We start from the raw sequence: 21,692 nt of genomic DNA on the forward strand, positions 1-21,692 counted from the left end.
ATTGCCGGCGGTGCGCTGCGTTTCGGCGGCGCTGTCCGTCCGCCTGCTGTCGCGTGCATACCCCCCTCCCAGGCTGGCGTCGGGACCCGGCGGGGCAGTCCGCGGTGCACCCGGCAGTGCCCTCCGGGGACATCCGGACCCCTGCCGAGGCGACCCGCCGCCCCCTGACCTGAAACGCATGCCGTTCCCCAGGGCGGCCCGCTCAGAGCAGCGCCCCGCCGCAAGCACAAGATCCGGGCCCTCTTCCTTTATCCGAGGGGCGTGGATACCTCTGGAGACAGAGAAACCGGATGGCGGAAGAGACGCGGAATGGACGAGCCATGGGCGAGGAACGGTTCGAGGACGGCTGGTACGTGGACGAGCGATGCACCAACTGCGATGTCGCACGGCAGCTCGCGCCCGACCTGATCGGCGAGGCCGACGGCCGTTCGGTCGTCCTGCGCCAGCCACGCGACCGCGCCGAGGTACGGCTCCTGAACGCCGCCGCGCATGCCTGCCACACCCGCTCCATCCGTCCCCCGGGCGGACGGCTGGACACGGCACAGGACCCCTTCCCGCTGGCCCTCGACGACACCGTGTACCTGTGCGGACACAACTCCACGCACACCGCGGCCGCCAACTCCTACCTGTTACGTCGCCCCGGCGGTACCGTGATGATGGTGGACACCCCGCGCTGGAGCAACGAGCTGGCCGCCCGCTACGAGGAACTGGGCGCCGTCACCGACGTCCTGCTCACCCACCGCGACCATGTCGCGCACGGCCGGCGCTACGCCGACCGCTTCGGCGCGCGGCTGTGGATCCACGAGGGAGACCTCGACGCCGTCCCGGACGCCGACCACGTCCTGCACGGCACCGACCCGGCGGAGATCGCGGACGGTGTGATCGCCCACCCGCTGCCCGGCCACACCCAGGGCAGCGTGCTCTACGTCGTCGACGAGCGGTACTGCTTCAGCGGCGACAGCTTCTACTGGTCACGTACGACCGGGGACCTCGAGGTGGCCGAGAGCGTCACCTGGTACTCCATCACCGAGCTGGCCGCCTCCTTGGCGCGGACCGCCGGCCGGCTGCGCTTCGAGTGGCTGCTGCCGGGCCACGGCGACCGCTGGCACCTGCCCGCCGACGAGATGGCCAGGCGACTGCGCAGGCTGACGGAGCACACGGGTGAACTGAAGCCGCGACCCGTCGACTTCACTGCGGTGCGCTGGTAGCGGTCCGGTCGAAGCCGTCGTAACGAGACGATCCGGTGGTTGAGCGGACGTATGTGGAACCATGTCATCCCATGCGTGCTGCCTACATCGAAGAGCTGGGTCCGGCGGACGTCATCCGGTACGGCGAGATCGCCGCTCCCCGGCCCGGCCCCACCGATGTGCTGGTCGACGTCCTGGCCACCACGGTCAATCCGGTGGACACGTTCGTGCGGTCGGGCCTCTTCCCCACACACATGGACTTCCCCTTCGTCGTGAGCCGTGACCTGGTCGGCAGGGTCGCCGAGACGGGCCCCGGTGTCACCGGCTTCCGCGCCGGGGACCGGGTGTGGTGCAACAGCCTCGGACACGGCGGCAGGCAGGGCGCGGCGGCGGAGCGGGTGGTGGCGGCCGACCGGCTGTACCACCTGCCCCACAGCGTCGACCCGTACGCCGCAGTCGCCGTGCTCCATCCGGCGGCGACCGCGTATCTGGCGCTGTTCGTCCACGGGCGGCTCCGCGTGGGGGAGACCGTGCTGGTCGCCGGCGGCGCGGGCCGCGTCGGCAGCGCCCTGCTGACCATGGCGGTACGGGCCGGCGCCCGGGTCCTCGCGACGGCCGCTGCGCGCGACGCGCACTACTGCGCGGAGCTGGGCGCTGCCGAGGTGTTCGACTACCGGGATCCGGACCTGACCGAGAGGATCCGCGGGGCCGCGCCCTCGGGGCTCGACCTGTACCTGGACACGGCGGGCGTCAACGACCTGGAGACCACGGTCGGCCTCCTCGCCCGCAGAGGCCGCGTGGTGCTGTTCGCCGGCGCCGCGACCCGTCCCGTACTGCCCGCCGGGGCGCTCTACATGAACGACCGCTCCGTCGTGGGGTTCGTGATCTCCCACGCGACCTCCGCGGAACTCGCCGAAGCCGCCGCCTGCATCAACGACCTCCTCCGCCAGGACGCTCTGCGCTCGGGCGGCATCGAGGTCTTCCCGCTGAGCGCGGCGGCCGACCTGCACGCCCGGATGGAGAAGGGCGAACTGCACGGACGCCGTGCGGTCCTGCGCACGGACCTGACAGCCGGCGAGTGACCTGCCCGTCGGAAAGCAGCCAGTCAAGGGGCGGGCCGACGTCGCAGCGGCGTCACTGGGTACGTTGGCCGCTGTCAGCGCCACATGCCGAGGCGTCGGCAACGGCTCAGGGGAGACGAACACATGGCACGCGTCGCCGTCATCACCGCGCCCAACATCGGCTACCGCAACACAGGAATGCTGACCGTCGACCTGGCCTTCGAGTCCCTGCGACGGCGTATGGGGGTCGAGACCGACGCGACCTGGTACACGCTCCATCCGCCGGAGACCGTGCCGCTGCGCGCGGGTGTGCGAGCGGCCGATGTCCCGTTCCGTTTCCATGCGCTCACCGAGCACCTCGGCTCGCTCCGCGACCACGACGCGGTCGTCTTCTGGGGCGACTTCCTGCATACCCGGCACTATCTGGCGCAGGACGCGACGAACCGCCTGCTCGACTTCGGCATCGCCGGGGACCGCGACGCCGCCCGGGCGCTGCTGCACCGCACCCTGCTGCTGGCGGACCAGCCGGACGAACTCCTCGCCCGCACACTCAGCTACGGCGGCACGATCCTGCACAACACGCAGTCCGACTACGAGGACAAGGAGTACGGCCCTCGCTTCTCCCGCCTGATGACGCGAAGCCACCGCGTCTGGATGCGCGACCCGCTCTCGGCGGCCAAGATCGCCCACCTGCGGGGGGACCGTGCGACCGACTACTTCGGTTCGGACGCGGCGCTGCTGTCCCGCCCCGGCGACCTCGACCACCTCCCGGCCACGCGGTGGTCCGAGGAGGTCCCGGAGGGCGGTGCGATCGGTGTGTTCCTCGGCGCCCGTACTCCGATCCCCGGCTGGCTGCCCGCCTTCTGCCAGGGACTGTCCGCTCGTTTCGGAGCGCCCCTCGAATGGCTGCCGTGGTTCGACCGCGACATCCCTTCCCAGGTCGGCCACATCCCGACCCGCCCGGGTGAGTACACCATGGGCGACCTGGTCCGCGTCCTCTCCCGCTACCGCCTGGTGATCACGGACACCTATCACCTGTGTGTCAACGCCTGGGGCGCCGGCACCCCGGTGCTGTGCGTCGGCGCCCCCGAACCCCGTCCGACGACCGACGACGACTACCTCACGCTGAGCGACGTGAAGAAGCATGTGTTCCACATCGCTTACGACGCCGGCGACTTCTACCTCTCCACCCTCCCCGACACCCGGGAAGCCCACGAGCGAGGCGCCGACCGGCTCGTCCACCTCGTGGAGGCCGGCGGAGCCGACGCCATCGCCGCCCGGATCCGCGCACACGCCGACTACTCGGCGACCACCTTCACCGCGACACTCAACTCGCTGCTCAGCACCGGTTGTTGACGACACCCGCGTTCCCCCGGGGCGACGCGCCGGCCCCGGTGTCAGGTGATGTGCCGCAGCAGGGCCGCCGCGACCGCCGCCGGTGGCCCGCCGCTGCGGTCGCAGCGACGGGCCACCGGCGGCGGTCAGCCGGCCGCTCGTGCTCCGTCGGCGGTCATCTTCCGCAGCAGCGGTCTGCTGCCGCGGATCGCGTCGAGCGTGGCGAGTGCGCCGGTGGCGAGACAGACACCGAACCGGATTGTCATTCGGCTCCTTCGCCGGCGGGTTCCATCGCCGGGGCCGGGACGCCGCTCTGCTCGGGTACCTGGGCGGTCTGGAACTGCTGGGCCTGGCGTTCGTACACCCTGCGGAAGATGCCGCCGGTGAGGTCGGGGTCCATGAGCTGGTCGAAGGTGCCGTGCTCGACGACGCGGCCTTCGTCCAGGACGTAGATGAGGTCGGCGTGCCGGACGCTGTGGAGGCGGTGGGTGACCAGCACGGTGGTCTGCCCGGTTCCGGCGAGGCGGTGGATCTGGTCGAAGACCCGCTGCTCGGACTCGGGGTCGAGCGCGCTGGTCGGCTCGTCCACGATGAGGATGTCGGCTCCCGGCTCCGACCCGCCCGTGCCCCACGGTGCGCTACTGGGCCGGCTCGTGTCGCGCCCGGTGCGGTATCTGGCCCTGGCCAGTCCGACCTTCTGCCACTGCCCGCCGGAGATGTCCTGTCCTCCCTGGTAGCCGCGGACCAGAAGTGTGTTCTTGCCGTGGAGCAGCTTCGCCAGGACCTCGTCGGCGCCGGAGTACGCCGCCGCGGCGTCCACGAGGGCGTCGTCGATGGGGCGGCCAGGACTGCCGATGCCGATGTTGACCCGTGCGGTGAAGGGCCAGCGCTGGAAGTCCTGGGCGACCATGGCGATCCGGGCGAAGATCGAGGCGCGGCGGGCCTGCGCCGCGTCGACGTCGCCCCACACGATGCGGCCGCTGTCCGGGAGGTACAGGCCGGACAGCAGTTTGGTGAGGGTCGTCTTGCCCGAGCCGTTCCGGCCCACCAGCGCGATGGTCTTGCCCAGCGGGAAGACCAGGTCCACGTCCCGCAGGGACGGCTGGTCGGCGCCGTGATAGGTGAAGGTGACGTTCTCGAAGCGGACTTCTTTGCAGGAGGACGGTACGTCGCGCCCGGTGGCCGGGATGGCCTGGCGTTCCGCCTCGGTGCACAGCCGGTCGAGATCGGCGACGAACAAGGACTCCTCCTGTACGTCCGCGACGGTCAGTACCAGGTTGTTGATGCTGGTCGAGCCGGTACGGATCGCGAGGACGGCCGTGCCGCCCACCGCCAGCGGCATCGACCCGTTCCACAGCAGCAGCCCGAGCACCCCATAGGTGGCCAGTGTGGCCAGCCCACGTGCCGCGTCAGCGGTCAGGCCCGTCCGGGCCCCGACCCACGCCAGCCGCGTCTGCTCCCGCTCGCTGGTCTCCGCCATACCGTGGAAATGCTCCAGCAGGAACGGGCCGACGTTGTGCACCCGGACCTCGCCGGCGGCCTTCTGGTCGATCAGCAGCTGGCTCAGCAACTGTGCGGCCCGGGCGTGCTGGACGAACCTCTGCCAGCTGGTGTAGCGCTGGCGGGCCATCTCCAGCGAGCCCCAGGCACTCGGCAGCGCCATGGCGGTCAGCAGAGGCAGCATCACCGGGTGCAGCACCGTCAGCACTCCGGCGGCGGTGATCAGGGAGATGGCGGCGTTGACCACGGTCGTCGAGTACTTGACCATGCGGCGGGCCGAGTCCGCGCCCCACTGCGCCGAGTCCATCAGCTTGTGGAAGGCATCGTCCTCGACCGCCTTCATCTCCACCCGCGCCACCAGGCCCAGATACCGTTCCGTGGCGACCCGCTGGACCTTTGGCTCCAACATCCCTGTGGCGGCAGTCGAAGCCGAGTGCAGCATCGAGCCCAGCACCGCCATCACGGCGACGAAGGCCATCGAGGGGAGCGCTCCCCGGAGCCGGTCGACGGTGGTGCCGGCGGCGAGGATCTCGGTCAGCAGTCTGTTGACCGCGACCAGTGAGACCGCCTGGGTGACACCGCGTCCGATCTCGGCAGCCGCCAGAACGTACAGGGCGCGGGGGTCGGCTTGCCGGGCCAGGCGGACGGCGATGGCGATCTGGCGGGGCAGGCTCGCGGCCATGTTCCGCATGCCGAGCTTCAGCCATGCCCCTCGGTGCTGGTTCCAGCCCAGGTCGTACTCCAGCTCGCCGCCGAAGAGCAGTTTCTCGGACGACGACGGTTCACCGGAGGGCTGGGCCTGCTGCTTCCGGTGTGAGGCGCCGGTCATGCACCCCACCTCGTATCCGGTCGTGCCGAGCGCGGGCCGGCGGCGCCGGCGTGCTCTACAGGGCTGACGCTGTGGAGGGCGCCAGGCTGATGCTGTTCGAATCCAGCGGGCTGATTCAGGGTGACAGGCACGGGGTTCATGAAGTCCTCCATGAGTGGTTCGGAATGACCGGGGCGCTGTGAGAACGCGTCCATCGCGCTCGCGTCCGGTGCCTCCCGATCGGTTCCTCTTGTGTTGTGGCCCATAGTCAACGTGGCTTCCTTCGACGGAAGTTGGCCGACTCGTGGGGCTCAACGAATCCGCGGGAATTTCGAACACACGTGTTTCGGTCGGACGCCGAACTCCGGAATAGAGCGCGCGTTGGTGTGTGCGGAATGCACCGACCCTTGCTGCGCACGGGGTCGGGTTCGGCACGGTGGTGGCCGAAACGCCGAGCGCGTTGTTCGTGGTCATGGCGGCCGGTGCGTCCGGGCAGTGGCGCATGAAGTGCGAGGTGGTGGTGCAGGCGTACTCGGTGGGCGCGGAGGGCAGTGGCTGCAGCCGTCGCCGGCCTGCCTCCCTGGGGTCAGAGAGGATCGCTGCGAGGGCACCGGTGACGGCGGCGGCGAGAGTCAGGCTCCCGGCGAAGGCGAGGGCGGCGTGCCTGATGGCGGTGGGGTAGGAGGCTCCCTCCCGGCGTGCGAGCTTGCCCGCTGCGGCGGCGACCAGCGATGCCAGGATCAGCCCCAGCGCGGCAGCGAACAGAACGGCTGCGAGGTCGGACATGACCAGCTCCCTGTAGTCGGTGGGATGGCGACGTGGACCAACGTCTCGGAAAAGGTGTTCGCCGTGGTGCAGCCGGAGAAAATGAACACTGCTGAACACCAGTTGGGGGGCAGAGTGCAGAAGGAGAGGCGCGAGCGCGCACTGACAGAGCTGCGCAACAGGCTCAACGACGCAGCGGTCAACGCCCGGATGAGCCAGACCGAACTCGCTCGTAACGCACGCCTGATCCGTACCACCGTGTGGAACGCCCTGAGAAAGGGCGGGGGAGTTCCTTCGGACAAGACGGTTGCGGCCTTGGCGGAGGCAATGCGTCTGAAGCAAGCGGAGAGAAAGGAGTTGCTGGATCTACGGCGAACCGCCGATGAGAAAGGACAGGCGGCGGTCGTGTGCCGGGTGTTGGGGGATGTGCCGTTCGAAGCTGACTGCTATGTGGAGCGGCCGGAAGTGGCAGCACGCCACCCCTGGTCGAGGACAGCAGGCGGAGGCGGGGCGACGGGCGCCCCGCCACCCTCAGAGCCCGCGGCAATCTCGCCCTGAGGCGGGGGGAGGCGGGCGACGCGGTCCGGGCCGCCACCGCTCTCGGTGAATTCGTGCAGGACTGTGCGCGGCTGCTGGGCCAGGAGCATCCCGACACCCTCAAGGCCTGGAGCTACCTCGCCGAGTGGCGGGGCAGAGCGGGGGACACCTCAGGGTCGGCAGCCGCCGACGCCGACCTGCTGCCCCTGCGGACACGAGTGCTGGGCGAACACCACCGGGACACCGTCAAGACCCGCCAGGAACTCGCACGCTTGCGCTGACCCACAGGACGGGGTCGAAGGACTCCCGGACACCAGCGAGTTCAAGCAGGGCTTCATGACTTCACGTCAATCCGGTCTGCGCTACGGGGGCCGGCCCCACCAGGGCCCGGGTGGCAGCTCCATCGACCGGGAAGGCGGCGGCCAGTTGACTGACATGGGTCAGGAGAGAGTCGGGCCGAGCACAGAGGTGTCAGCGTGGCGGGGAAGCGTACGGCGGTCATGGCGTGTGTCGCGGCACTCATGGCGTGCGGGGTGGGCGAGGCGCCTGCCGGGGCGCACGCGGTGGGTGGGGGCTACTCGGCAGGGGAGTTGAGGCGGGATCTGGCGGCGGTCCGGGCCGCCGGCGGAGGTGATGTGAACGTGGTGGCCCGGGTGGACGGGCCGGGCCGCGCTGTGCTCCGGGCACGGTACGGGACAGCGGGCACGGGCTCGACCGCGCCCGTGCCGTGGGACCCGGAGTTCCGGGTGGCAAGCACCAGCAAGACGTTCACGGCGGTGGTGATGCTCCAACTCGCCGCAGAAGGGCGGCTTTCGCTGGACGACACGGTGGAACGGTGGCTGCCCGGAGTGGTGCACGGAAAGGGGAACGACGGCTGTCGGATCACCGTACGCGACCTGCTCCAGCACACCAGCGGGATCTACGACTACATCAACGATCCCGGCATACGGGACGAGCTGCTGCACCATTTCAACAAGGCACGGTACGACGCCACCCCGCCGTCCCAACTCGTCGCGATCGCAATGCGACACGCCCCGCTCGGCCTGCGGCACACCTATATCCCCGGCGAGAACCCCTATCTGATCGGCCCGCACGAGCGGGTGACCATCGACGGGCCCGGAGGCGAGCCGGTGGACCTGACCGACGAGAGCTTCCAGCACACCGCGGACTCCGGTGTGGTGAGCACCCCGTCGGACCTCGACACGTTCTTCCGCGCCCTGGCCGGCGGACGGCTGCTGCCCGCCGACCAGTGGGCGCTGATGCGCCGGACGGTCGCGTACGACGACCTGCCGGTACCGCCCGCGGGCAAGCAGGGCGGATACGGACTCGGACTGCGGGTCGTGCCCCTGACCTGCGGGGGCGTCTACTCCATGCACGAGGGTGATGGCTTCGGAGTGTACGGAAGGCCGGCGGTCGGCGCGGACGGCCGTCGGGCGGTGACCGTGTCGGTGACGTCCACCACCGCGCTCGTCAACGAGGACCGGCTCAACAAGGCGGTACAGACCCTCACCGACCATGTGCTGTGCGATCAATAGTGCGGCCTGACCCGTCCGTTGACCCTGCCGCCGAGGGAGAGCCGGAAACGGCATGACCGTTTCCGCGCCACCTCGGCGGCGTGGCCCCAAGCGCCCCGCTGCGAACTTCGCGCTCAGAAACTGCTGTTGACCTCGTTGACATGTCCTAAGCCCACGCGTTTCACTCGACACTCGTTGATGGCAACGTTGTCAGGCCGTCCGAGGCGACCGGCACCGTTGCCTGTCACTGACGTCCCCGTCCTTCGACACGTCACCCCCTGTGCGAAGCACGAACCGCTGCGGAGGCAACCGATGGTCCGACCCCGACGTTCAGCTGCGCCACGTAACCGAAGAAGACTCCGGCAACGCCTGGCCGTGATCTCCGTCCTGGGCATCGCGGCACTCCCGCTCCCGGCGATCGGCGACGCCCATGCCGCGAGCGCCGCGACACCGGCCTTGGTGAAGGACCCCGCGTCCCTCGTCAACCCCCTCATCGGCACCTCCGGAGAGGTGGACACCTTCCCCGGCCCCGACATGCCGGCCGGCATGGTGCAGTGGGGTCCCGACACGACGCCCGACCGCCCCTCCGGCGGCGGCTACGAGTACAACGACGGCAAACTGTCGGGCTTCAGCCTCACCCATGTCTCGGGACCAGGCTGCGGCGTCGCGGGAGACCTGCCCGTCCTGCCGTTGACCGGCACCCTGTCGGGCGACCTCGGCAACGCGTCCGTCGGCTTCAACCACGGCGACGAGCAGACCGGCATCGGGCAGTACAAGGTCACCGACGCGGGCGGGGTCACGACCCAACTGACCGACACCACCCGCGCCGGCCTGGGCGCGTTCACCTTCCCGGCAGGCCGGCAGGCGAACCTGCTGTTCAAGCTCAGCGGCGGCGCCACACAGGTGGACGGCACCCGCGTCCAGGTGGTGAACAAGAAGGAGATCAGCGGGTCGGTCGACAGCGGTCACTTCTGCGGCGCGAACAACCACTACACCCTGCACTTCGACGTCAAGTTCGACCAGCCGTTCACCACCAGCGGCACCTGGGTCGGCAGCACCATCCACCCCGAAGCGACGTCGCTGAAAGCGGGCAAGGCCCGGCAGAACCTGCCGGCACACCCGTCAAAACCGCTGAAGGAAAGGCACTTCACCGTTCCCACCGCCCCGTCCCCCACCGTGCACGGGAACGTCGGCAAGTCCGACGAGCCCCCCACGACGGGCGCGAACGGCATGTACGTGACGTTTGACACCTCCACGCATACGACGGTGAGAGCGAAGGTCGGCATCTCCTACACCAGCGACGCCAACGCGGCGGACAACCTCGCCACCGAGATCAGGAACTGGGACTTCGACGCCGTGAAGCAGGCGAACCACGACGCCTGGAACGCGGTGCTGAACAAGATCCGGATCGGCGGCGGCTCCGCGGACCAGCAGGTGCAGTTCTACACCGCGCTCTACCACGCGCTGCTGCACCCCAACGTCTTCTCGGACGACAACGGCCAGTACATGGGCATGGACAACCAGATCCATGAGCTGGCCAGGGGCCAGCAGGCCCAGTACGCCAACTACTCGGGCTGGGACACCTACCGTTCCCAGACCCAGCTGATGGCGATGGTCGAGCCCAAGGTCGCCGGCGACGTCGTCACCTCGATGCTCAACGGCTATGACCAGACGGGCCTGCTGCCCAAGTGGGCCTCGAACAACGGCGAGAGCTACGTCATGGTCGGTGATCCGGCAGCCGGCATCATCGCCGACGCGTATGCCTTCGGCGCCCGGAGCTTCGATGCGGACAAGGCGCTGGCCGCCCTGCAGCACGAGGCCACCGTCCCGAACAACGACCGCCCGGGCGAGTCGGTCCGGGACACCAAGGGCTACCTCCCGCTGGACGAGAACGATTACGGCTGCTGCAACTTCTACGGCCCCGTTTCCACGCAGCTGGAGTACGACTCCGCCGACTACGCCCTCGCCGCCTTCGCGAAGTCGCTGGGCAGGACGGCCGTCCACCAGAAGTTCGCCACCCGTGCCCAGGACTGGATGAACGTCTTCAACCCGCAGACCGGCTACATGCAGGCAAAGGACAAGGACGGCCAGTTCGCGGGCGGTTTCACCCCGGGTACCTCCAACGGCTTCGTGGAGGGCACGTCGGCCCAGTACACGCCGATGGTCCCGTTCAACCTGCGGCAGCTCATCCAGGCACGCGGCGGTGCCAAGGCGTACTCGTCCTACCTGGACAGCCTGCTCGCCAACATCACCGACCCCGGCAACACCAATGCCGACCTGAGCAACGAGCCCAGCGTGGAGATCCCCTGGGAGTACGACTACACGGGCGAGCCGTGGAAGACCCAGGAGGCCGTCCGCGCGGCCCAGCAGAAGCTGTACTTCAATGCCCCGGTCGGCTCGTTCGGCAACGACGACCTCGGCGCGATGAGCTCCTGGTACGTCTGGTCCGAGCTGGGCATGTACCCCGAGACGCCGGGCACGGACACCCTGGCGCTCGGCAGCCCGGCGTTCCCGTTGGCCGAGGTGACCTTCGCGGGCGGCAGGACGGTGCGGATCAACGCGCCGCAGGCGGCACCCGAGGCCCCGTACGTGCAGTCCCTCGACGTCAAGGGCAAGGAGTGGAAGACATCCTGGCTGACGTACCAGCAGTTCAAGGGCGCGGGCACGCTCGACTTCACCCTCGGCACCCAGCCGGACAAGTCCTGGGCCGCCGACGCGTCGGCGGTGCCGCCGTCGGACACCACGGGCGGCGACCGCGTCCTGGCCGCGACCGGCCCTTCCAGTGACGGCCTGGTGCTCCCGCCGGGCGCGTCCGGTGACGGCACGCTCGACCTCACCAACCTCGGCGGCAAGGACATCACCGTCGACTGGAAGGCGACCGCGCCCTCCGGCGTCACACTGGCCCCCGCGTCCGGCTCGGTGCAGGTGCCCGCCTCGGGAAGCGCCCAGGCGAAAGTCCACGTGACCGCGGGCGCGAGTGAAGGAACGTTCCCGGTCACCTTCGCGCTGACCGACCACGGCACCGGGGCGGCACTGAGCGGGGCGGCCCTCCGCGTGGCCGTGGCCAAGGCCGGCGAGCTGTGGCCGTACGACACCAACGAAGGCATCTACCCCGACGGCACGAACTTCTCGGGCGGCTTCGACAACGGTGGCTGGGCGTTCTCGCAGAATGCGCTGGCGGCGGCCGGCGTCACCAGCGGCTCCACCGTCACGGTCGACGGCATCTCCTACACCTGGCCGACGGTGACGTCCGGTCAGCTGGACAACCTGGAGATGGCCGGCCAGACCATCCCGATGCCGGCCGGCACGTCGGGTGCGTCGCTGGGCCTGCTGGGCACGGCGGCCAACGCACCGACCGACGGCAGCGGGGTCTCGGGCACGATGACCGTCACCTATACCGACGGCACCACCTCGAAGGCGACGGTCGGCTTCTCCGACTGGACGCTCAACGGGGGTTCGAGCAAGCCGATCGCGGGTGACACCACGGCCGTCACGACGGGCTACCGCAACACCGGCAGCGGGGGCCGGGACGGTGTGAAGACCTACGTCTTCGCCACGAAGCTCCCGCTCGACGCGTCCAAGCAGGTGGCGTCGATCACCCTGCCGGTGACGGGCTCGACAGGCACCGACCACCTGTTCGCCTACGCCTTCGGCCAGTGACCCCCGGCAGACACTGACGACGAGGGGGCCGGTTCCCGGGGCGCGAGCCGCGGGAAACCGGCCTCGCCGGGCGTGCGAGCCCGGCCGTTCCGGCCGCGCAGGGCGCCCCGACGACACGACCCCGCCGTGCCGGGCCCGTTCCCGCCCTCGCCGCGGTCGTGTCTGACGTGAGAGAGGGCGGAATCGGTGTGAGACTGGGCACGGAAGGGGTGATCCGTGTGTCGGACCCATCGCACCCGTTCTCCGGTCCCGACACCGCCGTCGACGAGAATCGGCTGGAAGAGCTGATCAGCGAGGCGCAGAAGGCCCTGCCCTTCGAACTGACCGACCTGGCGAACCGGTGCGCCTCGGCCCTCGGCCTGGACACCGCGTCGATCTACCTCGTCGACCTGCAGCAACGGCTCCTCATCCCGCTCGACGAGGCCTTGGATCCGCTGCCGGTGGACCACTCGCCGGCCGGCTGGGCGTACCGCACGGTCTCCCCGCGGGTGGACGCGGCCGACGACGGCCTGATCATCTGGATGCCGCTGATCGACGGTGCGGAGCGGCTGGGCGTGCTCGCGGTACGGACCGCCACGCAGGACGAGGTGCGGATGCGCCGCAGCCGGATGCTGGCCCATCTCTTCGCCATGCTGATCACCTCCAAGCGCGCCTGCAGCGACTGGCTCCACGCCCGCTCCCGCACCGCGCCCATGCAGTTGCCGGCCGAAATGCTGCGGGCCTTCCTGCCACCCCGCACCGTCGGCAGCAGAAGGTGCGTGTCGACCGCGGTCCTGGAACCGGCGTACGACATCGCCGGCGACGCCTACGACCACTCGGTGATCAAGAACGTGCTGCACACCATGATCCTCGACTCGATGGGTCACGATCTGACCGCCGGCCTGACCACGTCGGTGGCCATGGCGGCGGCGCGCAACGCCCGCCGCGGCGGCGGCGACCTGGCCGACGTCGTCGACTCCGTCGACCGGGCGCTCGCCGAGTGGCTGCCCGACCAATTCTGCACCGGTGTGCTGTGCCGGCTCGATGCCGTGACCGGAGTGCTGCGCTGGGTCAATTGCGGTCACCCCCCACCGCTGCTGATCCGTGCCGAGCGGGTGCTCGCCGGGGCGCTGGACAGCCCCCCGCAGCCGCCGATCGGCCTGGCCGGCCCGCTCGCCCCGGTAGCCCGGCAGGTCCACGAGACGAAACTGGAACCGGGTGACTGCGTCCTGCTCTACACCGACGGTGTCGTGGAGGCTCGCGATGCGGAGGGCGCGGAGTTCGGCCTGGACCGGTTCACCGACTTCATCATCCGCTCCAACGCCGCCGGCCAGCGCCCGGCCGAAGTGCTGCGGCTGCTCATCCACGCCATCCTCGACTACCAGCGCAACCGACTGCGGGACGACGCGACCATCCTGCTCTTCGAATGGCGCCCGCAGCGCCGGTGACTCTCGGTCACTTGCCCCAGATCTTCCGGTACGCGTCCCGGTAGCCCGAGGGGTCCCAGGTCGTGGCTCCTTCGCTGTTGGCCGCGGTGGAGACGTGCACGGGTGCGACATATCCGCTCGCCGGACGGCCGGAGAAGGCGCGGTTGAACTCGTCGAGGATCTGCCAGCCCTGCAGCGACAGCGGTTCGGGGACGGTGGCCGCCTGGAACTGCTCGCTGTTGATGCGCTGGAAGGCGGACGGGTCGCCGTCGCCGGCGCCGATGTTGAAGGGCGGGCCGGAGCCCTTCTCACCGGACGAGCGGAAGGCGGGGGCGGCATCGGCGAAGTACAGGTCGTTGATCGCGACGGAGTAGGTCCACCGGCTCCCGAAGCGGGAGAGCAGGAAGGAGACCTCCCTGGGGGTACGGCTGCTCGCGTCCGGGATCGGGATGTTCTCGTACGCCAGCATCCGCACGCCCGCACACGTGGCCAGCCCCTTCCTGATCAGCTCGGACTTGTGCTTGGCGAAGGGGATCGAGGCGTCGGTGAACAGGACGACTCCGGCGTGGCCGTGGGAGCGTGAGATGACCCACTGCGCGCTGATCGCGGCGACGTCGTCGACGTTGGTGGTGATGTTGGTGAAGAGCCTGGGTTTCGCGCTGGGCCCGGGGGAGGCGACCGCGTGCCATCCGATGAGCGGGATGCCCGCGGTGGTGGCCTGCGCGACTTGCTGCGAGGTGGAGTTGGGGTCGAACCCGCCGATGACGATGCCCGAGGGCCTGAGGGCCACTGCCTCGCTCAGCGCCGCCTGGATGCCGGCGGGGGTGCCCTCGCCGTCGATCACCCGGACGTCCCAGCCGATGACCCTGGCGGCCTCCCGGACACCCTGCGCGACGCCTGCGACTCCGGGGTTGGTCATCGTCTGTGCGACGTAGACGATCGTCTTGCCGGACACCGCTGCGGGGCCACTCGTCGGCCCGTTCCAGCGGATGTCGGTCTTCTCCGCCCGGGTGACGGCGGTCTGGGCCCTGGCCTGGGCCGCGGGGCAGCCGCTCGGACCGGTGGTGGAGACCGCGGGGCCGTTCGACGAGCCGCGTTGGCATCCCGCGAGGGTGGTTGCGGCCGCCAGCAGGGCGAGGGAGACGGATCGCACCTTGACGACGCCGGGGATGGCTTTGCGGTTGCGGTTCACGGGAGCTCCTCGCCGAGGAATGAGGGTGACGCGGCCGGAGGGGGACGGAGAGGACCGTGGCGCGGGTCATGGAGGGGTGCTCGTCGTGCCCTCTTCCGGTGTCGGGGACGGCGGTTCCGGGGGCGGGGCGGGCATGTCACGCGATGCGCCCGCCCCGGCACACAGGCGGCGGGCGGAGTAGCCGGCCAGGCCGACGGCGAGAAGGAGGGTGCCGCCGTGGAACAGGGGGATCGTCCAGAAGTCGGCGCCCATCTGGCCGATCCCGGTGAGGCCGACGGCGAGGACGGCGACGGCGACGAGCGTTCCCAGGGCGTTGGGGCGGCCGGGTTTGACCGCGGTGGAGCCGAGGAGAGCGCCGACGAAGGCGGGCAGCAGATAGTCGAGGCCGACGTCGGGATTGCCGATCTGCTGCTGGGCCGCGAGCAGCACACCGGCGAAGCCGACGAGCAGTCCCGAAGCGGTGAACGCGTAGACGGTGTACCTGCGGGTCGGGATGCCGACCAGGTCGGCGGCGCGCGGGTTCGAGCCGACGACGTAGAGGTACCGGCCGAGCGGCAGCCGCTCCAGCACCAGCCAGAGGGCGACGGCGAGAGCGAGCACGTAGAAGGCGGGCACCGGAAGGCCGAGGAACCTGGAGTCGTAGAGATCGGTGAAGGCGGCGGGGAGCCCCTGTGGGCCGGGGACGATCCGTCCGCCGCCGGTGACCCAGCCGGTCACGGCGTACATCATGCCGCCGGTCCCGAGGGTGGCGATGAAGGAGTCGATCCGGCCGAACTCGACGACGGCACCGTTGAGGGCGCCCACGACCACCCCTCCGGCGATCACCACGAGGCAGGCCCATGGCCAGGGCCACCGCTCGTTGACGATGAGCTGCATCACCATCACGTGCGCCAGGCCGAGGCCGTAGCCGATGGAGAGGTCGAACGCGCCGGTCACGATGGGGACGGTGGCGGCGAGCGCGAGGACGGCGGGGATCGACTGGTTGAACAGGGTCGAGTCGAGCGTGTCCCGCGTGGGAAACGTATGCGGCAGGAGGAGAGAGAAGACCAGGAAGAGCAGAGCGGTGAGGGCCAGGAGGCCGTAGGCGCTGACGAGCTGTCCGGCGTGGCGCCGTCGGTGCGGCCGGGACGGGGACGTGGAGGAAGAGGGCGAGGCGCTCATGAGGCGGTCGCGGTTCCGGCGGAGGGCAGGGCCGAGGCCGCCCTGGTGAGCCCGGCGACCGTGAGGGCCGGACCGCTCAGCTCGGCCGTCACGGACCCGCGGACGAACACCAGGGCGCGCCGGCACACGCCCGCGATCTCCTCGAAGTCCGTGGAGACGAGCAGCACCGCGAGGCCGGTGGCCAGTGCCTCGTCGAGCAGCCGGTAGACGGCGGCCTTGGCTCCGACGTCCACGCTCGCGGTTGGTTCCTCCAGGACCAGCAGGCGCAGGCCCACCCGGAGCCACCGTCCGATCATGACCTTCTGCTGGTTTCCGCCGGACAGCGTGCCGATGGGGGCCTCGCTGTCGCGGGGACGCACCGAGAACCGTTCGATCAGGCGGGCGGCCTCGGCGCGTTCACGGCGTGGAGCGATCCAGTGCAGCGCCGGCAGGCCTCCGGCGCGCGGGTTGGCCAGGAGGTTCTCCCTTACGGTCAGCTCGGCGGCGCAGCCCTCGCGCTGTCTGTCGCCGGGCACGAAGCCGACGCCGAGGCGGACGGCGTGGGCGACCGTGCGGGGCCGGTACGGCCGGCCGCCGAGGAGTGCTCGGCCGCCGAGGAGGGGCCGGGTACCGGCGAGTGCCCGGCCCAGGTCCATGTGCCCGGCGCCGGAGAGGCCGACCAGGCCCAGGACCTCCCCGGCCCGGAGTTCCAGGCCGACCGGTCCCGTGCCGGCGGTCCGTACGCCGTCGAGGGTCAGGAGGGCCGGGCCGCCGGCGGGGACAGTGGCGGGGCGGTAGTGGGCCGGTTCGTCGCCGACGATGTCATGCACCAGCCGGGCGGGGCTGTGGCCGGCCAGGGTGCCGTGGCTGATCAGGCGGCCGTCGCGCAGGACGGCGAAGGCGTCGGCGACCCTGTACACCTCGTCCAGGCGGTGGCTGACGTAGAGGAGGCCGTGCCCCTGGTCGCGCAGGGCGCGCAGGACGCCGAAGAGCCGGGCGCAGTCCGTGGCGGGCAGGCGCGCGGTCGGCTCGTCGAGGACGATGAGTTTCGCCTGCGTGGCCAGGGCTCGGGCGATGGCGACCAGTGAGCGCTCGGCGGGGGAGAGGCGGGCGATCGGCGTGGCGGGGTCGAGGTGTCCGGCGATGATCCGCAGGGCGTCGGTGCAGCGCTCCTGGGTGCGCTGCCAGGAGATGAGTCCGGCCCGGCGCTGATATCCGGTGCTCAGGGCGATGTTCTCGGCGACCGTCATCCATTCCACGAGGCCGAGGTCCTGGTGGATGAAGGACATGGCGCGGGAGGCGGCATGACTTCCGAGTGGGTGCCCGTCCACCGTGACCTGTCCCGCGTCGGCGTGGTGGATGCCGGCGAGCACCTTGATGAGTGTGGACTTTCCGGCTCCGTTGGGACCGAGGAGGGCGAGGACGCTGCCCGCGTGGACGTCGAGGTCGACCTCGTCCAGGGCGAGGGTCCCGCCGAACCGCTTGGCGAGCCCGCGGACGCGGACCAGCGGTTCCGCGGAGGCGTCGGGAGGGTCGTGCACGGACATCTCCGAGGGGCTGCGTGGCGAGTTCTTCCCGACTGTCGCCACCGATCCTAGTGGGGTGATCCAGGGCGTTTGGGATATGTGGTGCCGTCTGTGACACCAACGGGTCAGTGGCGCCGCTGGTCTCAGACGGCGTCGAGGCCGCACTCGGCCCAGATGACCTTGCCCTGCGGCAGATAGCGCGTGCCCCAGCTCTGAGCCAGCTGAGCGACGAGGAACAGGCCCCTGCCGCCTTCGTCGGTGCTGGCCGCCCGGCGTAGGTGCGGGGCGGTGTTGCTGGTGTCGGAGACCTCGCAGATCAGGGTGCGGTGGTGGAGCAGCCGTACGCGGATGGGTCCGGAGCCGTGGCGGATGGCGTTGGTGACCAGCTCGCTGAGCATCAGCTCCGCGGCGAACGCGGCTTCGTCGAGTCCCCAGTCGGCCAGCTGTCGCATGGCGCGGGCGCGGACTTCGCTGACGAGGGCCGGGTCGGGCCGCAGGTCCCAGGAGGCGATCCGATCGGGGTCCAGGGCGTGGGTGCGGGCGACGAGCAGGGCGATGTCGTCGGCGGGGTGGGTGGGCGCCACGCTGTTCAGGACCACCTGGCAGGTCTCCTCGGGCGTGCGTTCCGGGTGGGCCAGCACCTTGCGCAATTGGTCGAGGACCCCGTCGACGTCGCGGTACCGGTCCTCGATGAGTCCGTCGGTGTAGAGGACCAGCTGGCTGCCCTCGGGGAGGTCCAGCTCGACGGCTTCGAAGGGCAGGCCCCCGAGGCCGAGGGGAGGCCCGGCGGGCAGTTCGGGGAAGGACACCGTGCCGTCGGGGCGGACCAGCGCGGGGGGAGGATGCCCGGCGCGGGCCATGGTGCACCGCTGGGTGGTCGGGTCGTAGATGGCATACAGGCAGGTCGCGCCGATGATGTCCGCTTCGTCGGCGGCTGGGTCCTCGCGGTCCAGGCGTCCCACCAGATTGTCGAGGTGGGTGAGGACTTCGTCCGGGGCGAAGTCGAGTTCCGCGAAGCTGCGCGCGGCAGTGCGCAGCCGGCCCATGGTGGCGGCGGAGAGCATGCCGTGGCCGACGACGTCCCCGACCATGAGGCCGATACGGGTGCCGGAGAGGGGGATGACGTCGTACCAGTCCCCGCCCACGTCGGATTCGGCGGGCAGGTAGCGGTGGGCGACCTCGACGGCGTCCTGGTCGGGCAGCCCCTGGGGGAGCAGGCTGCGCTGCAGGGCCAGGACCATGGTGCGTTCACGTGTGTAGCGCCGGGCGTTGTCGATGGACAGGGCGGCGCGGGTGGCGAGTTCCTGGGCCAGCGAACGGTCGTCGTCGCCGAAGGGTGCGGTGTCCTGTCCGCGGTAGAAGGCGGCGACGCCGAGCACGACACCGCGGGCCACCAGAGGGACCGTGATGAGGGAGCTGACGTGGGCCAGCAGCTCCTGGGTGTGCTCGGGGTCGTGGGCGAGCCAGCCCGCGGCGACCTTCAGGTCCGGTTCCAGCACCGCTTCCCCGCTGGTCAGACAGCGCAGCTGTGGCGTGGTCGGGCCGTAGTCGACCTGCTTGCCGACCGGGTGGAAGGGGCAGTCGTCGTGGACGCCGTGGACGACCGTACGACACAGGTCGCCGTGCGGGTCGCTGGACTCCTCTCCGCGCAGTACGGCCTCGGGCAGGTCGATCGTGACGTAGTCGGCGAGCCGGGGCACCGCCGTCTCCGCCAGTTCCTGGGCCGTGCGGCGCACGTCCAGGGTGGTGCCGATGCGCGTACTGGCCTCGGACAGCAGCTCCAGGCGGCGTCGTGCGGCGAGGGCGTGCCGTGCCACCTCCGGCGTCCCCACGAGCAGCAGCGCTCGCGACGGCGGCGCGGGGGCAGGGTGCGTGTCTCCCGCTCCGACGACGGTGACACCCTTGCCGCCCACGGCGACCTGGCCGAGCGCCCCGGTGGCGAGGGACCCGGACGGCGGGACGTCACGGTAGGCGGCAGGCTCGGCGGGGGAGCCCGGCAACTCCTCGATCTGCCGCGCGATGAGGGGATTTCGTGGCGCGGGGCCGGGGAGGACGGCCTCGATGGCCAGGCCCTGTACCCCGGTGGCACTCGTCATCGGACGGCTCAGCAGCGTGATGCACTCTCCGCCGGAGAGGGCGACGTGGACAGCGGCCCGCTGGGCGCAGGAGATCAACTCGGTGGCCCTCTCCATGAGGAGCGCACGGTCATGAGGGTGCTGTCCGAGAGCCAGTTCGTCCAGTCCGACGGTGTGGTGACGGCCGACGGCGGCTTCGGCCTCGGTGTCCAGGTAGGCCCGCAGCAGGGCACGCTCGCGCGCGGAACTCTGGCTCAGCAGCCGCCGTTCGATGGCTCGCGCCGCCTTGCGTATCACGGTGGCCAGCGCGGGATGGTCGAAGCTGCGCGGATAGCCGAAGCACAGGACGCCCTCGATACGGCCGCTGAGCGGGTCGCGGACCGGGAGCGCGCGGCAGGCGCTTCCCTGGGAGCGCTCGGCGAAGTGCTCGGCACCGTAGACCCGGATGAGCTGCCGCTCCGCCAACGCGAGGCCGACGCCGTTCGTGCCGGCGACCTGCTCGGCGAACACGAACCCCGGCACGCGCTGGATCGCCGGGAGGCTTCTCGCCAGGGACGGCTCGCCGAAACGACGCAGGAGGACCGTGCCACGCGCGTCGGCGACGCAGATGTTCATCTGACTGCCGGCGAAGCTGTACTGCAGCCGGTCGAGCACCGGCACGGCCGCGCGGATGATCCGTGCGTCCGTATCGAAATCGTCGAGGAAGGGGAGGTCGGACTGGTCCGGCGAGAGCCCGAGGGACCGGCAGCGCTGCCAGGAATCCGAGATGGGCGCGCGCACGCCCGCTTCGACCGGCCCACCCTCCAGAAATCGCTCACGCGAACGTACGGGCCCGGTGCCGTCTGTCGCACGTCCCGTGGATGCCGGTGCTCCGCCGAACCGAACCACGCTTCGCCTCACCTGCGGTAGTCCGTTTTTCGGAAATTGTCTGGCATATATGAGAATACGAAACATTGTGGGCGTTGGTCACAATATGGCAGTTCTTCATGTGCATGACTCGTCGGGCCGGTCGTCACAGGACCGCCACCGGAGTGACGGGTGAGCCCGTCCCGCCTGGGACGTTCAGTGGCGCCACGACCAGCAGGAACTCATATCGCCCGGCCTCCGCGGTGGCGGCGGAGAGGGCCTCCAGATCGAGGTTGTCCAGCAGCGGGACCCCCATCGCGGCCACGGCCAGGGCGTGAACCGGCGAGTGCACGCCCTCCACGGGCGAGGGCCGTACATCACTGTCGCCGTCGCCGCCCAGCAGCGCGATGCCACGCTCGGCGAGCAGCGGCAGTGCGTCCACGTGGAAGCCCGCGCTCGCCATGTCCGGGTCCCAGGCCCCGAGCGCCATGCGGCGGCGGACCTGCCCGGACCGCAGCAGCACCGCGTCGCCCTCGCCGATCGTCACATCGAGCGCCTGCTCCGCGGCGGTGATGTCCGGTGCGTGCACCGCTTGTCCCGGCTCCAGCCAGCCGATCCCTAGGACAGCGGGAAGGTCGAGGAGCACACCCCTGGTGACGAGGGGCCCGAGCGCCGACACCGCTCCGAAGCGGGCGCCCGCGGTGTCGACGACGTCGCCGGCCGCCCGGCCTCCGTAGAGCTGCCCCCGGTAGGCGATATGGCACAGGGCGTCGAGATGGGTGATGCCCTTGCCGTGGTAGTCGGCGGCGATGAAGTCCTTGTGGGTCGAGGGTTCTGGGCTCTCCACGTCACCGAGATCGGTCATGTGGTGCACAGCGGGCTTGCGGTTGTCGGGCCCGGGGCGGGTGTTCCAGGGCAGCGCCAACGGGACGACCGTGCCGGAGCGCACTGCGGCCGTGGCCCGCCGCACATGGTCCGCGGTCACCCGGTTCCAGGCACCGCGGTCGGCCGGGTCCCACCGCCCCCATGTGCGGACCGCCTCGAAGAGCAGGTCGAACTCCCGACGGGAGACGGCGGGCCCGTTTCCGGTAGCGGCTGATCCGGGATCGGGGGCACCGGCGGACTTCGACGTCATCTGTA

Annotated in this window: 13 protein-coding genes and 1 pseudogene; 8 read left to right on the forward strand and 6 right to left on the reverse strand. The window is 70.6% G+C overall.

Going from position 1 to position 21,692, the window contains the following annotated elements; all coding sequences use genetic code 11:
- The first annotated feature begins 320 nt into the window (after positions 1 to 320).
- The 3 genes from AB5L52_RS42215 (at position 321) to AB5L52_RS42225 (ending at position 3,604) form a co-directional block, all read left to right on the forward strand.
- The gene (locus AB5L52_RS42215) at positions 321 to 1,208 is read left to right on the forward strand and encodes an MBL fold metallo-hydrolase (RefSeq protein ID WP_369368404.1); all 888 of its coding nucleotides are present in this window, start codon (positions 321 to 323) and stop codon (positions 1,206 to 1,208) included.
- Positions 1,209 to 1,279: 71 nt separating this feature from the next.
- Entirely contained in the window at positions 1,280 to 2,269 is a 990-nt protein-coding gene (locus tag AB5L52_RS42220; protein WP_369368405.1) for an NADPH:quinone reductase, read from the forward strand.
- 123 nt (positions 2,270 to 2,392) lie between these two features.
- The gene (locus tag AB5L52_RS42225; protein ID WP_369368406.1) at positions 2,393 to 3,604 is read left to right on the forward strand and encodes a polysaccharide pyruvyl transferase family protein; all 1,212 of its coding nucleotides are present in this window, start codon (positions 2,393 to 2,395) and stop codon (positions 3,602 to 3,604) included.
- Positions 3,605 to 3,845: 241 nt separating this feature from the next.
- Here the strand turns inward: AB5L52_RS42225 and AB5L52_RS42230 are convergent, their stop codons facing one another.
- Entirely contained in the window at positions 3,846 to 5,912 is a 2,067-nt protein-coding gene (locus AB5L52_RS42230; protein ID WP_369368407.1) for an ABC transporter ATP-binding protein, read from the reverse strand.
- 789 nt (positions 5,913 to 6,701) lie between these two features.
- Between AB5L52_RS42230 and AB5L52_RS42235 the strand changes: the two genes are divergently transcribed.
- The 5 genes from AB5L52_RS42235 (at position 6,702) to AB5L52_RS42255 (ending at position 13,794) form a co-directional block, all read left to right on the forward strand.
- A complete protein-coding gene (locus AB5L52_RS42235) occupies positions 6,702 to 7,214 on the forward strand; it encodes a hypothetical protein (RefSeq protein ID WP_369368408.1) in 513 nt (170 codons plus the stop codon).
- 53 nt (positions 7,215 to 7,267) lie between these two features.
- Positions 7,268 to 7,474: a hypothetical protein gene (locus AB5L52_RS42240; RefSeq protein WP_369368409.1), complete on the forward strand. Its 207-nt coding sequence runs from the start codon at positions 7,268 to 7,270 to the stop codon at positions 7,472 to 7,474.
- Between the two features lie 195 nt (positions 7,475 to 7,669).
- A complete protein-coding gene (locus AB5L52_RS42245; RefSeq protein WP_369368410.1) occupies positions 7,670 to 8,728 on the forward strand; it encodes a serine hydrolase domain-containing protein in 1,059 nt (352 codons plus the stop codon).
- A gap of 354 nt (positions 8,729 to 9,082) precedes the next feature.
- Positions 9,083 to 12,367, forward strand: coding sequence for a lectin (locus AB5L52_RS42250; RefSeq protein ID WP_369368411.1), 3,285 nt, complete (start codon positions 9,083 to 9,085; stop codon positions 12,365 to 12,367).
- A gap of 218 nt (positions 12,368 to 12,585) precedes the next feature.
- Positions 12,586 to 13,794: a PP2C family protein-serine/threonine phosphatase gene (locus AB5L52_RS42255; RefSeq protein WP_369368412.1), complete on the forward strand. Its 1,209-nt coding sequence runs from the start codon at positions 12,586 to 12,588 to the stop codon at positions 13,792 to 13,794.
- A 7-nt stretch (positions 13,795 to 13,801) separates the two neighbouring features.
- On the opposite strand, the gene AB5L52_RS42260 is transcribed toward AB5L52_RS42255, so the two are convergent.
- The 5 genes and pseudogenes from AB5L52_RS42260 to AB5L52_RS42280 form a co-directional block, all read right to left on the reverse strand.
- Complete coding sequence (locus AB5L52_RS42260) at positions 13,802 to 14,965, reverse strand: substrate-binding domain-containing protein (RefSeq protein ID WP_369368413.1); 1,164 nt, start codon at positions 14,963 to 14,965, stop codon at positions 13,802 to 13,804.
- A gap of 66 nt (positions 14,966 to 15,031) precedes the next feature.
- Positions 15,032 to 16,069, reverse strand: a pseudogene (locus tag AB5L52_RS42265) (ABC transporter permease); the annotation flags it as partial.
- A 53-nt stretch (positions 16,070 to 16,122) separates the two neighbouring features.
- Complete coding sequence (locus AB5L52_RS42270) at positions 16,123 to 17,652, reverse strand: sugar ABC transporter ATP-binding protein (RefSeq protein WP_369368414.1); 1,530 nt, start codon at positions 17,650 to 17,652, stop codon at positions 16,123 to 16,125.
- A 122-nt stretch (positions 17,653 to 17,774) separates the two neighbouring features.
- Positions 17,775 to 20,594, reverse strand: coding sequence for a SpoIIE family protein phosphatase (locus AB5L52_RS42275; RefSeq protein ID WP_369368415.1), 2,820 nt, complete (start codon positions 20,592 to 20,594; stop codon positions 17,775 to 17,777).
- A gap of 124 nt (positions 20,595 to 20,718) precedes the next feature.
- Complete coding sequence (locus tag AB5L52_RS42280) at positions 20,719 to 21,687, reverse strand: cyclase family protein (protein WP_369368416.1); 969 nt, start codon at positions 21,685 to 21,687, stop codon at positions 20,719 to 20,721.
- Between the last annotated feature and the right edge of the window lie 5 nt (positions 21,688 to 21,692).

Origin of the sequence: Streptomyces sp. CG4 (genome assembly GCF_041080655.1) — a bacterium.
GTDB lineage: Bacteria > Actinomycetota > Actinomycetes > Streptomycetales > Streptomycetaceae > Streptomyces.

Coding starts and splice junctions, on each gene's coding strand:
- AB5L52_RS42215 (WP_369368404.1), top strand. CDS start 321: ATGGGCGAGGAACGGTTCGAGGACGGCTGGTACGTGGACGAGCGATGC.
- AB5L52_RS42220 (WP_369368405.1), top strand. CDS start 1,280: ATGCGTGCTGCCTACATCGAAGAGCTGGGTCCGGCGGACGTCATCCGG.
- AB5L52_RS42225 (WP_369368406.1), top strand. CDS start 2,393: ATGGCACGCGTCGCCGTCATCACCGCGCCCAACATCGGCTACCGCAAC.
- AB5L52_RS42230 (WP_369368407.1), bottom strand. CDS start 5,912: ATGACCGGCGCCTCACACCGGAAGCAGCAGGCCCAGCCCTCCGGTGAA.
- AB5L52_RS42235 (WP_369368408.1), top strand. CDS start 6,702: ATGGCGACGTGGACCAACGTCTCGGAAAAGGTGTTCGCCGTGGTGCAG.
- AB5L52_RS42270 (WP_369368414.1), bottom strand. CDS start 17,652: ATGTCCGTGCACGACCCTCCCGACGCCTCCGCGGAACCGCTGGTCCGC.
- AB5L52_RS42280 (WP_369368416.1), bottom strand. CDS start 21,687: ATGACGTCGAAGTCCGCCGGTGCCCCCGATCCCGGATCAGCCGCTACC.